Here is a 13,853-nt window from a genome sequence, read left to right on the forward strand (position 1 = left end):
GCATTTTCCCCCGAAATGCCAGGTGGCGGCATGGGCGGATCAGCGTAGTGACGCGCAGTTCGAGGTCGCGGGGGTGCCGGTCAGGCGGCGGGTCAGCCAGTCGACGGCGGTGGGCTGGTCGGTGAGCAGCGGGCCGAAATGGTTGAGCAGCGGGCTGACCGTCCACGGCAGCACGATCGGGTCGTAGACCACGGTGCCGCCGAGCCGGCACCAGTCGGCGGCCATCGTGCGGGCCTGGGCGTGCGGGACCAGGTTGTCGAAGACGCCGGTGGCGACCCGGATGACACCCGACGGTTTACGGGTGCCGATCGTCTGGTCGTCGATGAAGGCTTTCAGGGCGGGTTCGGCGGCGATGACGGCGGCGAGGGTCTTGCCGTCACGGGTCCAGGCCGAGCTGCGTTTGCCGGCGTAGGACAGGATCGCGTCACCGACACACATGGTGGACAGCCTGGTGAGGACGGCCCGGCCGGCGTCGGTGAGGTAGGCGTCGAGGATCGGCCGCAGCTCCGGTTCGGCCTGGGCGAACCCGTTGATCGACCAACCGAGGGCGCCGGCGAGTTCGCTGCCGTCGATTCCGGCGACGACACCGGTCAGATCGGCCGGCGGCGCCCCGGCGTAGCCCGCGGTCACCGCGATCTCGGGAGCGTAGGTGGCCTGCAGTTCGGCCGCCGCGGCGACCGCCCCGCCGCCCTGGCTGTACCCGTAGAGCCCGACCCGGGAGTCCGCGGTGACCGAGGTGCCCGGCAGCGCCCGGGCCGCGCGGGCGGCGTCGAGGACGGCGTGCCCCGAGTCCACCCGGTTGACGTAGGTGTGCACCCGGTCGGTGGTGCCCAGCCCCGCGTAGTCGGTGGTGACCACCGCGATGCCTTTGGCCAGCAGCCGGTAGACGGCCAGGACCTCGTAGCCGACCGACAGTGTCGTCTGGTTGTTCTCGGTGCCCACGATCAGGCCGCGTTGCAGGGCGAGCGAGGTGGAACACTGGTCGCCCTGGCCCATCGTGCCGGGCGCGAGCACCACCAGCGGGCGGGCGCCGCCGCCGGTCCAGCGCGCGGCCGGTTCGAGGTAGGCGCCGGTGATCGCGACCGGCCCGCCGGTGGAGTCGGTCGACTTGTACATGATCCGGGTGGCCCGGCCGGGCAGTGGCCCGCTGATACCGGGCAGTGACAGGGCCAGGGGCAGCGGTTCGGTGCGGATCAGCGCCCCGTCGGCGGCGGGCAGGGTGTTCGGCGGGGTGTAGAAGGCGGGGATGGTGACGGCGGCCCGGGCGGGCTGAGCGGGGACTAGCGCAGCGGTGCTGAGGAGAAGAGCGAGAACGACTGCGGGCATGCGGGTACGCGGTGACATTGGCCCTCCACTGACGGGGATTGTCAGTTACTGATGTCTATGGAAACCGCGCGGTTACCGGACGGTAACGAGGGGAACCGAGAACTGACAGGGGGCCGCGTTCTCACTCCGGAGAGGGGCCACGGCGGGCGGGCCGGCCCGATCACCGCTACCGTCGACGCATGTCCGGAAGCGCTTTGATCATGTACGAGACCAGCAACGACGGCGTCACCCTGCGTGCCGCGCTATCCGGGGAACTGGACCTCAGGGACGCTGACGAGGTCCGTGACAACCTGGCGGCGGCAGCCAAGGCGTCCACGTACCAGGTTCTTCAGATCGACGTCTCCGAGGTGACCCTGATGGATTCGTACGCCCTGGGTGCCCTGGTCAGTGTCCGCAACACCGCCGCGGCGGCCGGCGTCACCGTGACACTTGTCAACCCGTCACCGCCGGTGGCCAAGGCGATCCAGGTGACCGGGCTGTCCGACGTGTTCGGGCTGCCCACCGAGTGAGCTGATTTAACCGGGTGCGGGCGGCCCGGCCCGGGCGTTACCGTCGCCCGATGCGCACCAGTGCGGAGATCTATCACCGGGTGCGATGGGATCCCCGGCTCGATCCGGCCCGGTTCGTGTTCGGCGTCGACGTGCGCGGGCCGCAGGCCGAGCGGGTGCCGTTGCCCGCGTTCGTGCCCGGCGGCGACATCCCCTGGCATCGGGTGCTGTTCATCGAGGCCGACGGCGAACGGCTCTGGGACCGGGCCTCCGGCGTGGACCGGCTCGACACGTCGGCCGCCGGCCGGGTCCGTGTCCCGCGCCGGCTCGGTGCCCCGTTCTTCACCGCGCGCACCCCACACGCCTGGTGCGAAGACGGCGGCTGGGTTCCGGCTACGGCGAACCCGGCCGCACCGGCCACCGCGCTGCGAGTGCTCACCTGGAACACACTGTGGGACCGCTACGACGCCGACCGGATCGACACCGCCCGGCGACGCCCGCTTCTGATCGCCGCACTGGAGCGCGCCGACGCCGACGTGATCGCGCTGCAGGAAGTGGAACGCGACCTCCTCGAACGGCTGCTCGCGGCGGACTGGGTGCGCCGGAACTACACGCTGTGCACCGATCCGGCCGGTAAGGACGTCGACGACAGTGGCGTGCTGCTGCTCAGCCGGGTTCCGGTGCTGGAGGCGGGCCGGCACGTGCTGGGCCCGTTCAAGCAGGTCACCGCAATCACCGTGGCCGGGCCGGTCGCCGAGAGTGGGCCGGTCGCCGTGGCCGGGCCGATCGTGGTGGCCGCGGTTCATTTCACCAGTGATCACGCCGCTGACGGTCCGGGGCGCCGGGCCGCTGAGCTGGCCGATCTCGCCACCGGGCTGGCCGGACTGGACGTGCCGGTGGTGGTGGCCGGGGACGTCAACGACAGTGGGGACACTCCGGCCCGTCGGCTCGGGATGCGTGACGCGTGGCTCGAAGCGCACGGGCCGGACGACCGGACCGCGACCTTCGACCCGGTTCGTAACCCGCTCGCCGCCGTCGGGTCGCTGACCGGCCGGGCGTCGCGGCTGGATCGGGTGCTGCTGCGGGGCGGGGACCTGACGGTGTCGTCGGCGGGGCTGCTCGGTGACGTACCGGACGGCGGGTTGTTCGTTTCTGATCATTTCGGTGTGGTCGTTGATCTTGCGGTGGGAGCGGACCCGACGGCGACGGCTGCGGCCGTGGGGCCGACGGCTCGGACCGCGGTGGCGTGGCTGCCGCCGGGACGGCTGTGGCCGCCGGTTCAGGAGGTGCGCCGGGTGCTCGACCCGCAGTTCGACAGGTGGCCGCCGCACGTCAACGTGCTTTTCGGCTTCCTTCCGGAAGCCGATTTCGAGGACGCGGCGGCACATCTGGCAGGCGCGGCGGCCGAGGTCTCCCCGTTCGAAGTGACAATTGCGGGGGTACGGACATTCGAGCACCGCTCCGACGCCACGGTCTGGCTCGACCCGGCCGCCGCCGACCCGGCACCGTGGGCGGCACTGCACCGGGCGTTGCAGAGCCGGTTCCCGCAGTGCCGTGGCCGGGCCGAGGGCTACACGCCACACCTGACGTTGGGCCGTGCCGAGAGCGACGCCCCGCACCCGGGATCGGGTCGGGCCGGGAGTGACACTCCACATTCGGGATCGGGGCGCGCAGGGGGCCACACCTCGCACCGGACATCGGATCGGGTCGCCGCGACCATTGCCGGTCGGCTGCAACCGATGGCGGCGACGGTGGACCGGCTTACGCTGCTGTCGCGTCGTGGTGACGAGCCGATGCGGCCACGGGCGGAACTGCTGCTGGGCGCCGGTGCACTGCGCTGGCTGCCCGAACCGGACGGGCCGGAGCCGGTCGCGATCGGCACCACCGGGGTTCTCGGTGGACTGCGGGCGGCGCTGCCCGAGGCTGCCGTTCACCTCGTCGGGTCGCGGCGTCTCGGCTGTGAGCTGCCCGGTGCCGACCTCGACCTGGTGGCCGTGTTCCCCGGGGCGGTGGATCTGCGGCGACGACTCGCCGTCGATGGCTGGTCGGTGCGGCAGGTGATCGGTGCTCGCGTACCCGGCCTGCGATTGTCCCGTGGTGGTCTCGACGTCGACCTGGTCACCGTCGACTCCGGCGGGCTGCCGGTGGCTGCCACGGTGGCTCGGCGGGCGGAACTCGACGAGGCGCCGGCCGTCGCGCTGAGTGCGGTGGCGGACGCCGAAGCGGTACTGGCGGCTACGGCCGAGGTGCCCGGGTTCACCGGCCTGGCGCGCTCGGTGAAAGCCTGGGCACGGGTGCGGGGCCTGGATTCGGCACCGTTCGGTGGACTGCCGGGCCTGGCGTGGGTGGTGCTCGCGGCCCGGACCGCCCGCGACGCCGGTGACCTGCCTCCGGATGAGCTGCTGCGACACTTCTTCGGCACCTGGGCGGCCTGGGACTGGGCTGAAACGGTCACGCTCGACGGGATCGGCACAGCGCCTCCGGGGGCGTACCCGCTGACGGTCTTGACCCCGTCCTTCCCGGTCCGCAGCTGCACCGGTCAGGTCGGCGCGGGCCTGCGGGACCTGCTGACCCAGGAGCTGTACCAGTCGTGGGAGGGCCAGCCGGCGACCCCACCACACCGGCGGCACCGAACCTGGGTGGTGCTGACCGTGGACGCGGTGACCGGCGAGCCGTTCGAGGAGACCATCGGCCGGTTCCGCGGACGGATCCGTGCCCTGCTGACCGCCCTGGAAGAGGCCGGTGTCACCGATGCGCACGCGTGGCCACGACCGTTCAAAATCGGACATGCCCGGCGTGAGTACGCGGTCGGCCTCGGCCGCCACCCCGGTGACGACTCGGTCCTGTCCGGCTGGGCCACCGGCCTACCGGGAGTCCGCGCCGAGATCGTGGACGGAGCGGCGGTGCCGACGCTGTACTGACGGTTGCTCAGCGAGCTTCAGTAGCCGAAGTCCTGGGTGTAGTAGGGGGCGCCGTTGGCGGCGCGGGCGATGCCGATGCCGGTGGTCTTGGACTTGCAGTTGAGGATGTTGGTGCGGTGGCCGGGGCTCTTCATCCAGCCGTCGACGACGGCCGACGCGGTCTGGTAGCCCCAGGCGATGTTCTCGGCCGACGGCTTGGTGTAGCCGGCGTTCTTGATCCGGGTGGAGAAGCGGGAGTTGTTCTTGCCGGTGTGGGAGAACTTGCCGGTCTGGGCCATGTAGGCGCTGTGGGCGCGGGCGGCCTTGGTGATCTGGGTGTTGACCTTCAGGGAGCTGCAGCCGTGCTTGACGCGCTCGGCGTTGACGAGCTTGTTGACCTGGGTTTCGAGTGCCTGCGCGGAGGCCTTCGCGGCGTTGGCCGGGTTCGCGGTCATCGTGGCGGCGCCGAGTGCGGCGACCGGGGCGAGGAGGGCGGTCACGGCGAGGCGGCGAAGGATCTGGCGCAAGAAGTCGTCCTTTGTTCGGGTCGTGCTCGCGGCGTTGCGGGCACACTGATGACTTCGGTCCGGCCCGGGAAGCGGTGATCGCAGACCCGGTGCGTGATCGTTTCGGATCGGTTGCCAGGATCGCGGCATGTCGCTGGAGCTTGGCGAGCTGTCCGCCGAGGTCGTCGCGGCCACCGCTATCACGGCACGGTGTGGCTGATCCGCGACGTCGACGCCGTCTCGACGAGGTCGACGTGCGCCTCGATCAGCCTTTTCCGCTGGTCCGGGCGATGATCGGGTCGCCGCAGTACCGCGACGTGTTGCTCAACCGGCTTCGGCTGGAGCTACCGGGCGGCCCGGTGACGCTGACCGTGAAGAGCTGGCCCAATCCGATCGACCTGGAGTATCAGGCGGTCACCCCGTTCTGCCCGGAGGGGGGTTACCGGTTCGACGAGGCCGACACCGATGCCGAGGCGCGGGCCGCGAGGCTGAGGGACGGTTTCTGGGGTCATCTCAGACCAACCGTCACCGCGACCTTCCGTCACCTGCCGGACCGCACCCTACCCAGTCCCGCCTACATCGACTGAACTCGACTGAAGAGTCGCCAGCAATCGCCGTAACGCCGGCTCCAGCACGGCCTGGTCCTCGGCCGGCAACTCCGCCAGCCACGACGACTCCAGCCGCTGGATCGCCTCCAGGGCGGGGGCGACGACGGCCCGGCCCCGCTCGGTCACGTCGAGCATCACGCTGCGGCCGTCCTGCCCGTGCGGGTACCGGACGATCAGGCCGGCCGCCTCGATCTGGCGCACCCGTTTGGTGATGCCGGCTCGGGTCAGGTGCAGGTCGTCGGCGATCTGAGCGGGCGGAACCGGCCGCCCGGCCCGCACGATCACCGACAGCACCTCGAACCCGGCCCGGTCGACGCCGTGCTCGGCCAGCGCCGCGTCGGCGTGCTGGTGCACGAGCCGGGAGATCCGCATGATCCGCAAAAACACCCCGGCCGGGCCGACGTCGAGATCAGGCCGTGAGAGACGCCACTGTTGCTGGATCCGGTCCACCTCGTCACGCATGCCACCATGATAGTTAACTGGTTAATCAGATGGCGACGGGAGTGGGCGATGACGGCGACGGCGACGGCTCTGCGGCAGATGTGGCACGTCGCCCCGCATGCCGGAGCACACCGCCCGGCCTTGCGGATGGGCATCGCCGCCCTGGTCCCGATGGTCCTGCTCACCCTGACCGGCCACCCCGAGTGGGGCGGCTGGGCCTTGCTCGGCACCGTGACCGCGGCGTACGCCCGCTCCGACTCGCCACGCCGGCGGTTCCGCGTACAGGCGATCGCTGGTCTGTTCCTGCTCCTCCTCGTGATCGTCGCGACCGTGCTGGTCGCCGCGGCCGTGCCCGGCGTCGTCCTGGTCGGGGCCACCGCCGTGGTCGCGGGCGTCGCCACGGTCCTCGCCGACACCGGCCGCTGGAGCCCACCCGGCGCGCTCTTCCCGGTGTTCGTCTTCGGCGCGGCGACCGCGATCCCGGCCACCTTCGGTGACCTTCCGGCCGCCGCCGGTTTCTCCACCGCTGGCTTGGCGTGGGCGCTATCGGTCACGGCGTCAGGCGACAGCTTGCGTACGAGGATCGCCCGCCATCGTGCGAACCCGGCACCGTCACCGGCACCGCCGCGGCCCGCCGCCCGGTTGACCGCCCTGCACGCCGCGATCTGTTTCGCCGGTGCGGGAATCGCCGGCGTGCTGGCACTGGCGGCTGGCCTTCAGCACCCGGCGTGGGCGATGGTCGCCGCCGTGGTGCCGGTCGTCGGCACCGCCACCACCGGCCAGATCGTGCGCGCCGGCCACCGTCTCGTCGGCACGCTGCTCGGTGTCCTGGTCGCCGGAGTGCTGTTCCTGCACACTCCCGGCCCGCTGGAGATCGCGGTGCTGACGGCGGTCCTGTTGTTCGGCGCGGAACTCCTGATCGCCCGCAACTACTCCCTCGCACTGCTGTGCATCACCCCGGTGACGATCGGACTGGCCCACCCGGGCAGCCCGCAGCGGCTGCTCACCCTGATGGCCGACCGGGCCCTGGAGACAACGATCGGCGTCGTGGTCGCGGTGACTCTGATTCTCGCCGTGCACCGTCTCCGGATTAGGCTGGTCGGGTGATCGAGAGTCGCCAGCGGGAACTGTTGGACGAGTGGTTCCCCGGAGCGGAGATCGTCCGGGACCACAGCTGGGGTCTGGTGCAGACCACGGTGCTCGAGTTGGCGTACGACAGCAGGCAATTGATCGTGAAAGCCGGCGGCGACAGCGACCATCACATCGCCCGGGAACTGCACGCCCACCGGCACTGGCTGCGACCGTGGACCGGTCTCGGCCGGGCGCCGACGCTGCTGCACGGCGACAGCGAGGCGAAACTGCTGGCCACCACCTATCTGCCGGGCCGGCTGGTGCTGGACACGCCACACGTCGGCGATCCGGAGACGTTCCGGCAGGCCGGCGAGTTGCTGGCCCGGTTCCACGGGCAGACCGCAGTCGCCGACGACGGCCACGAACGGCGTGAGAACGAGAAGTCGCTGCGCCTGCTCGACGGCCCGCACCGCATCGACCCCGCGACGGTCCGGCGGCTCCGAGCCGAGATCAGCGGCTGGCCGGCCCCGCCGGTGACACTGGTGCCCACCCACGGCGACTGGCAGCCGCGCAACTGGCTCGTCCACGACGGTGTCGTCAGCATCATCGACTTCGGCCGGGCCGCGCTGCGTCCCACCTGGACCGATTTCATCCGGCTGGCCGTGCAGGATTTCCGTGCCCGCCCCGACCTCGAAGAGGCTTTCCTGCGCGGGTACGGGTCCGACCCGCGCGAGCCGCAAGCTTGGTACCACACCCGCGTCCGGGAGGCGATCGGCACCGCCTGCTGGGCCTACGCGGTGGGCGACGAGGTGTTCGAGGCCCAGGGGCATCGGATGATCGCTGAGTTACCGTGAGACCGTGACGACTGACGAACCGGCCCGGATGGAGTTCGCCTTCCCGGGGCCGCTGCGGGACAAGTTGGTGGCCGCGGTGCTGTCCGGTGCCAAGACGACAACCACCGGACTGCTTGCGGGGTACGAGGTGGACGGTGAGCCGCTGCCCGAAGCGGGTCAACGGCTCACCGTGATCGACTCGGCCGAGCAGCCGGTGGCGACGATCGAACTGACCGAGGTGCGGGTGCTCCGGCTCGCCGACGTCGACCTGCGGCACGCGATCGACGAGGGCGAGGGCGACGAGACCGTGGCGCAGTGGCGGGCCGGTCACGAGGAGTTCTGGAACACCGCCGAGGTCCGCGGCGAACTGGCCGACCCCACGTTCACCGTCGGCGACGACACCCCGGTCGTGACGAAACGATTCCGGCTCGTCCAGTACGGCAGCCGCCATTCGTGACCATGGCTGGAGCTCGCTGGGGCGGGCAGATCGGCGGCCAGCCGGTCGGCGCGACAGCGGGTCTTACCCGCGTCGGCCGGCACAAGGAGACCGCCAGGACCTAGCCCAGCCGGAGTTTGCGCAGTTCACTGCGTAGCCGGCTTAGCGGCGGCGGTGACATATTCCGTCACGAATGTGTCGAACGCGGCGCTGCGTACCCCGTCGGTCGCCGCCATGTCGGCGAGATCCCGCGCGTTGCGCTTCACGCACTCGGTCGCGCCCCCAGGGGAGCCGAGCGAGTTCTCGTACGGGTACTTGACGAAGGCCAGCAGCGGCTCGCTTTCCATCCGGCTGGCCGAGCCCTCGTTGTACGGGATGATCAGCCGAAACCGGTACACGGTCGCGCCGACGATGTTCGGGCCAGCGCCCTCGGTGCCCAGCCGTAGAACGAATCGGTCGACTTTGCCCGGTGCGACCTCGTGGTCGAGTGCGAACCGGCGGGTGTACGGCAGGTCCTCCGGCTCGGCGGGCAGGGCGATGTCGTAGGTCGCGGTCACCGGTACTGGCATCGGGGCGGTGCACCCGTCGATCCGGCGCGAGTCGAGGATCTCGATCTCGACGCCCTTGATATAGCCGACCTCGTCGCCCTTGGACCGGACCTTCACATCCACGTCCGCGGTGTTGGTGCCCGGTTCGAGGTCGTGGACGGCGACGTCGACCAAGCCGAGGATGTCGTCGTCACTGGTCAGCGCCGGCACGACCGCCACGACGACGCTGATGACGCCGGCGATGGCGGTGGTGGCCAGCGGTACGGCGATCGCGATCCGGTTGGCCAGCGTCGTGGACCGCCACCACGCGGCCAGGCGTGCCGTTCGGGAGGCCGAGACAGCCGGAGTCCCCGGGGTGGCTGAAGCAGCCGGGGTGGCCGGGGAAGCAGCCGCCGACACGGTTTTCGGCGTCCCGCTCCTGGGTTTCTGCTTCTTGCTCAACAGACCCTCTTCCCGCTCAACAGACTCTCGCGAAATCGACGGCATCGAGATACTGCCGGGTCTCGTCCTCGGTGAAGTCGGTGCGGATCGTGCGGCACAGCCGGTCGAGCACGGCCGCCTCGTCGGTGTCCCACAGGTACAGGCGCCAACCGCGCGGCTGACCGCCGACGGCCGTCGCGATCCATTTCCCATCGTCGCTCACCGCGACCGCGCTCGCCCAGCCGTGCATCCCAGTGATCGTCACCGGGACGTCGCCCGGGTCACCCAGCGACCAGATCCGCATCGTCGTGTCCAACCCGGAGGTCACCAGCGTGCGACCGTCCTTGCGGTACACGGCCGCGAGGATCGTGTCGGTATGGCCACCCAGCGCCGGACCGACCGATGTCCGGGCTGCCATGTCCCACCGGCGGACCATCTGGTCCCGCCCGACCGTCACCAACTCGCCGCCGTCGGGGCTCACCGCGATGTCGAAGATCGCGCCACGGTAGTCCCGGAGCGGTTTGCGGACCGCCTCGAAGGTGCGCATGTTCCAGAACTGGACACCCTCGTCGGCGGGTGTGTCGTAGGCGGCGGTGACCACGGTCTGGCCGTCGGCGCTGAACCTGGCCCGGGTCACGGTCGGCGCTGCCTCATGGTACTGGTCACCGCCGGTGAAGATCGGCTCGTTGACGGCGGCGCCGGAGGCCGTCTCCCAGACCCGGATGGTCCCGTCGTCGCCTCCCGACACCAGCTGGGCGCCGTCCGGGCGGAAGGCCACCGTCCGGACCGGACCGCGGTGCCCGACCAGGTCAGGACCCCGCTGGCGGCGACCCGCGACATCCCAGATGCGGACCGTCCCGTCCTGCCCGCCGCTGGCCAGCAGCGTGCCGTCCGGGCTGAACGCCACCGCGTACACGGCACCCCGATGGCCGGTCAGTGCCGCGCCCGCGGTCTTTCGGGCGGCCACGTCGAACAGGTTGACCGCCGCGCTCGCCCCGGCCGTCGCGAGCAGCGTGCCGTGGGGTTGCATCGCCATGCCGAAGACCGGCTGAGTGTCCGGCGAGATTGTCCGCACCGGCTCCCACAGCATGATGCCGCCGTCGAGGGCGGCACTGACGACCAGGTCACCGCGTGCCGCGTAGGCGATGCCCATCGCCACGTCCCGGTGCCCGGCCAGCGGTGGTGCCATCACCTGCTGGGTGCCGACGTCCCAGAGGTAGATCTTCTTCTCCTGGGTGGACCCGGCCAGGTATTTCCCGTCGGGGCTGAATTCGACATCGGTGGTCGCGTCGCCGCCGTAGGTGACCATCGGGGATCCGATGACCCGCCGGGTCCGGGTGTCCCAGAGCAGCGCCTTCTCGTCGTCGCCGGCGCTCGCCAGCCGCGTGCCGTCCGGGCTGAACTCGACCGTCCGGACCGGCCCCCGATGCCCGGTCAGCGGACCGCCGATCTGCCGCCGGTCGGACACCCGCCAAAGCCGGACCGCGTTGTCCCCGCCGCCGGTCGCCAGGACCGTGCCGGCCCGGTTGAACGCGACAGTGTGGAACGCTTCCTGACCCGTCGGTAACAGTCCCGGCACGGAGAGGCTACCGACCTCCGCGCCGGTCCGCACGTTCCACAGCACGACGTCGCCGTTCTGCTGCGCCCCGGCCACCATGGTGCTGTCCGGGCTGAACGCCACGTCAAGGGTCGCGCCGTGGCGTAGCCCCAATTCCATCTGGATCCCCAGATCCTGGGCGAACCCCTGGGTGAGCGGCTCACCCAGGGGCTTGCCGACCGGTGCGCCGGTCCGCGCGTCCCACACCCGGATCGACTCGTCATGGCTCGCCGAGGCGATCAACCGGCCATCGGGGGAGTACGCCACCGCGTTGACCTGCTCCAAGTGCCCGTGCAGCGGAGGGAAGGCCGGGCGGCGGGTCCGCAGATCCCAGACGCTGACAGTGCCGTCGGAGACAGCCGCGGCGATCTGGTCGCCGGTCGGATTGATGGCGACGTCGCGCAGCGGCCCCGGCCCGTCCATCGCGCCGACGAACTGCTGTGCCTGGGTGCTGAGCAGGGCCCCGCGCGCCTCGACGGTCGGTGCGGCCCGCCACGCAGCCGCGGCGAGCAGCATGGACTCCCGCGGTCGGTTGGCCGCGAGGTTGACCGCCAAGGCGGCAAGCTGCCGCGACGTGGCTGTCCGATCGGCCGCGCCGCGCTGCCGGTACAGGTGTGCGGAGGTCGCCATGCCCGCTGCCGCTGTCACCAGGGCGACGACTGTCATGGCGATCATCGGGAAACGCGACCTGTGACGTTCGCCGGGCAGGTCGCCCTCTGTCGACTCCAAGTGAGCGATGATATCGACGACCGGCCATGATTCGAACCCCCGCGTTCGGTGGTGTCGCGTTCCAGACCCTGTCCTTGACACGGCGCCTTTCCAGTGATTGGCGCATTATGGGTGGCGGCGGTGTCCGGGTCCGTCGAAGGCTTCGATACCGCGGGTGAGCAGATCCTGCCCCGAGTGCGTCGAGGTGCGATCGCCGCTGGGCGAGTCTTCAGGGCCGATGACGGTCGGCGTACGGCAGCCGCCCCTCGTGATCAGGGCGAGGGTGGTGAACCGGGTGCCAGGAGTTCCAGGCGGCTAGTCCTCGTCCTTGTTGTCGTCCTTCTTCTTCTCGGCGCGTTCCAGCGCCAGGTCCAGGGCGATCACACTGCCGATGATCAGCAGCGGTTCGACCCCGGCGGCGACCTTGACGGCATAGGTGTCCCGGATCGACAGCCAGCGCTTCGACACCGACGCGACCTCGGTGCCACCCTGCTCGATCACATACTCGTGGTCGAGCAGGTCACCTTTCATCTCCAGGTCATCCGGTCCCGGCACGTCGATGGTGAACTTGTCCCGGAACGGGGTGAACAGGTTCTTGCGAACCTCGGCCGCCTTCTCCCCACCGATCCGGATCTCGTAGGTGGGCCGCAACGCGATCAGATGCCGGTGCACGGTGGCGACCTCCGTACCGTCCGGATCCTCGATGATCACCTTGTCCCGCACGCTGAGCACTTTGCCGTCCACGTGATAGACCTTCGTCCCGTGTTCGTCCAGCACGTCGAAGTCGTCACCGATGGCGAAGAACCGTTCCCTGATCACATACATGCGTCAAGTATCGACCTCCGCCGAGGCGCGCGCTGATCCGACCCGGTCGCCACTCCACCCGATTCCGCTGCGTCCCCAGCGAGAGCTGGATCGCGGCTTCCATCAGCCACTTCCGTAATGTTTGGCTAGCCACATGATTTCCTGCTACGGTGATTAGGTGGCCAGCCACACTTGGGGTGGCCGTACGGAACGGAGTCGTCATGAAGGCAATCGTTTTCGATCAGTTCGGTGGCCCGGACGAGCTGCACGAGATGGATGTCGAGGTCCCGCAGCCTGGCCCCGGCCAGGTCCGGGTCCGGGTGAAGGCCGCCGGGCTGAACGCGGTGGACGGCAAGGTCCGCGCCGGGTTGATGGCGGCCGTCCGTCAGACGGTCTTCCCCGCCGTCCCCGGTGGTGAGGTCGCCGGCGTGGTGGACGCCCTGGGTGCGGGGGTGACCGAGGTGCGGGTCGGCGACGAGGTGCTGGGCTGGTCGGACACCGGTTCGTACGCCGAGTACGCGCTGGCCACCGCCGTGGCCCCCAAGCCCGCCGACCTCGACTGGCAACACGCGGCCGCGCTTCCGGTCGCCAGCGAGACGGCCGAGCGCGTCCTGAACCTGCTGGGGGTGGCCGCCGGTGAGACCGTGCTGATGCACGGCGCGTCCGGAGCGGTCGGAACCCTCGCGATCCAACTCGCCGCGGCCCGCGGAGCACGCGTGATCGCCACCGCTGGGCCCGCCAACCAGGAATACCTCACCTCGCTCGGCGCCACCGCGACCCTTTACGGGGAGGGCCTGGTCGAACGGGTTCGCGCGCTCGCGCCCGATGGGGTGGACGCGGTGTTCGACCTCGCCGGGAAGGGAGCCCTCGAAGACTCCATCACCCTGCGCGGCGGGACCGAGCGCATCGTCACCATCGCCGACTTCGGGGCCCGGCAGCTGGGCATCACCTTCTCCCAGGGATCGCCGCAACGCTCGACCGTCCGCCTGGCCGCTGTGGCGCAGGCCGCCGCGGCCGGCAAGCTCGTCACTACCGTCACCGCCTACCCGCTCGATCAGGCGGCCACCGCCCAGCGGGTCAGCGACGCCGGGCACGTGCGGGGCAAGCTCGTCCTGACCGTCGACTGAGCACGCCCGCCACTACTTCAGTGCGGTGGCCGGCCGGTCA

General features: G+C 70.6%; 13 protein-coding genes. 7 read left to right on the top strand and 6 right to left on the bottom strand.

Annotated elements, in window-relative coordinates:
* Positions 1–39: 39 nt before the first annotated feature.
* Positions 40–1,344 carry a lipase family protein gene (locus tag BLU81_RS04735; protein WP_092541960.1) on the bottom strand — a complete coding sequence of 435 codons (1,305 nt, stop codon included), beginning with the start codon at positions 1,342–1,344 and terminating at the stop codon, positions 40–42.
* Positions 1,345–1,505: 161 nt separating this feature from the next.
* Between BLU81_RS04735 and BLU81_RS04740 the strand changes: the two genes are divergently transcribed.
* Positions 1,506–1,835 carry an STAS domain-containing protein gene (locus BLU81_RS04740; RefSeq protein ID WP_092541962.1) on the top strand — a complete coding sequence of 110 codons (330 nt, stop codon included), beginning with the start codon at positions 1,506–1,508 and terminating at the stop codon, positions 1,833–1,835.
* Positions 1,836–1,885: 50 nt separating this feature from the next.
* Entirely contained in the window at positions 1,886–4,735 is a 2,850-nt protein-coding gene (locus tag BLU81_RS04745; RefSeq protein WP_092541964.1) for a poly(A) polymerase, read from the top strand.
* Positions 4,736–4,752: 17 nt separating this feature from the next.
* On the opposite strand, the gene BLU81_RS04750 is transcribed toward BLU81_RS04745, so the two are convergent.
* Entirely contained in the window at positions 4,753–5,241 is a 489-nt protein-coding gene (locus BLU81_RS04750; RefSeq protein ID WP_231954166.1) for a CAP domain-containing protein, read from the bottom strand.
* 191 nt (positions 5,242–5,432) lie between these two features.
* Here BLU81_RS04750 and BLU81_RS04755 point away from each other — a divergent pair, with 191 nt between their 5' ends.
* The gene (locus BLU81_RS04755; protein ID WP_157751237.1) at positions 5,433–5,807 is read left to right on the top strand and encodes a hypothetical protein; all 375 of its coding nucleotides are present in this window, start codon (positions 5,433–5,435) and stop codon (positions 5,805–5,807) included.
* Here BLU81_RS04755 and BLU81_RS04760 read toward each other — a convergent pair.
* Positions 5,781–6,290: a MarR family winged helix-turn-helix transcriptional regulator gene (locus BLU81_RS04760; RefSeq protein ID WP_092541968.1), complete on the bottom strand. Its 510-nt coding sequence runs from the start codon at positions 6,288–6,290 to the stop codon at positions 5,781–5,783. The two genes, BLU81_RS04755 and BLU81_RS04760, sit on opposite strands and share 27 nt — an antisense overlap.
* 48 nt (positions 6,291–6,338) lie before the next feature.
* Here BLU81_RS04760 and BLU81_RS04765 point away from each other — a divergent pair, with 48 nt between their 5' ends.
* From BLU81_RS04765 to BLU81_RS04775, 3 genes are read left to right on the top strand one after another with little or no spacing between them, the layout of a single operon-like run.
* Positions 6,339–7,376, top strand: coding sequence for an FUSC family protein (locus tag BLU81_RS04765; protein WP_092541970.1), 1,038 nt, complete (start codon positions 6,339–6,341; stop codon positions 7,374–7,376).
* On the top strand, positions 7,373–8,194 hold the full coding sequence (locus tag BLU81_RS04770; protein ID WP_197686118.1) for a phosphotransferase: 822 nt from the start codon (positions 7,373–7,375) through the stop codon (positions 8,192–8,194). The genes BLU81_RS04765 and BLU81_RS04770 overlap by 4 nt, the downstream gene beginning before the upstream one ends.
* Before the next feature lie 28 nt (positions 8,195–8,222).
* Positions 8,223–8,630: an ASCH domain-containing protein gene (locus tag BLU81_RS04775; protein WP_092556598.1), complete on the top strand. Its 408-nt coding sequence runs from the start codon at positions 8,223–8,225 to the stop codon at positions 8,628–8,630.
* A 125-nt stretch (positions 8,631–8,755) separates the two neighbouring features.
* On the opposite strand, the gene BLU81_RS04780 is transcribed toward BLU81_RS04775, so the two are convergent.
* The 3 genes from BLU81_RS04780 to BLU81_RS04790 all read right to left on the bottom strand — a co-directional run bounded on the left by BLU81_RS04780 (position 8,756) and on the right by BLU81_RS04790 (position 12,707).
* On the bottom strand, positions 8,756–9,598 hold the full coding sequence (locus tag BLU81_RS04780; RefSeq protein ID WP_157751239.1) for a hypothetical protein: 843 nt from the start codon (positions 9,596–9,598) through the stop codon (positions 8,756–8,758).
* Between the two features lie 16 nt (positions 9,599–9,614).
* Positions 9,615–11,903: a WD40 repeat domain-containing protein gene (locus BLU81_RS04785; protein ID WP_157751241.1), complete on the bottom strand. Its 2,289-nt coding sequence runs from the start codon at positions 11,901–11,903 to the stop codon at positions 9,615–9,617.
* Between the two features lie 294 nt (positions 11,904–12,197).
* The gene (locus BLU81_RS04790; RefSeq protein WP_092541976.1) at positions 12,198–12,707 is read right to left on the bottom strand and encodes an LURP-one-related/scramblase family protein; all 510 of its coding nucleotides are present in this window, start codon (positions 12,705–12,707) and stop codon (positions 12,198–12,200) included.
* A 200-nt stretch (positions 12,708–12,907) separates the two neighbouring features.
* Here BLU81_RS04790 and BLU81_RS04795 point away from each other — a divergent pair, with 200 nt between their 5' ends.
* Positions 12,908–13,813: an NADP-dependent oxidoreductase gene (locus BLU81_RS04795; protein WP_092556600.1), complete on the top strand. Its 906-nt coding sequence runs from the start codon at positions 12,908–12,910 to the stop codon at positions 13,811–13,813.
* Positions 13,814–13,853: the final 40 nt, after the last annotated feature.

The sequence above is a fragment of the Actinoplanes derwentensis genome (assembly GCF_900104725.1).
In the GTDB taxonomy this organism is placed as follows: Bacteria; Actinomycetota; Actinomycetes; order Mycobacteriales; family Micromonosporaceae; genus Actinoplanes; species Actinoplanes derwentensis.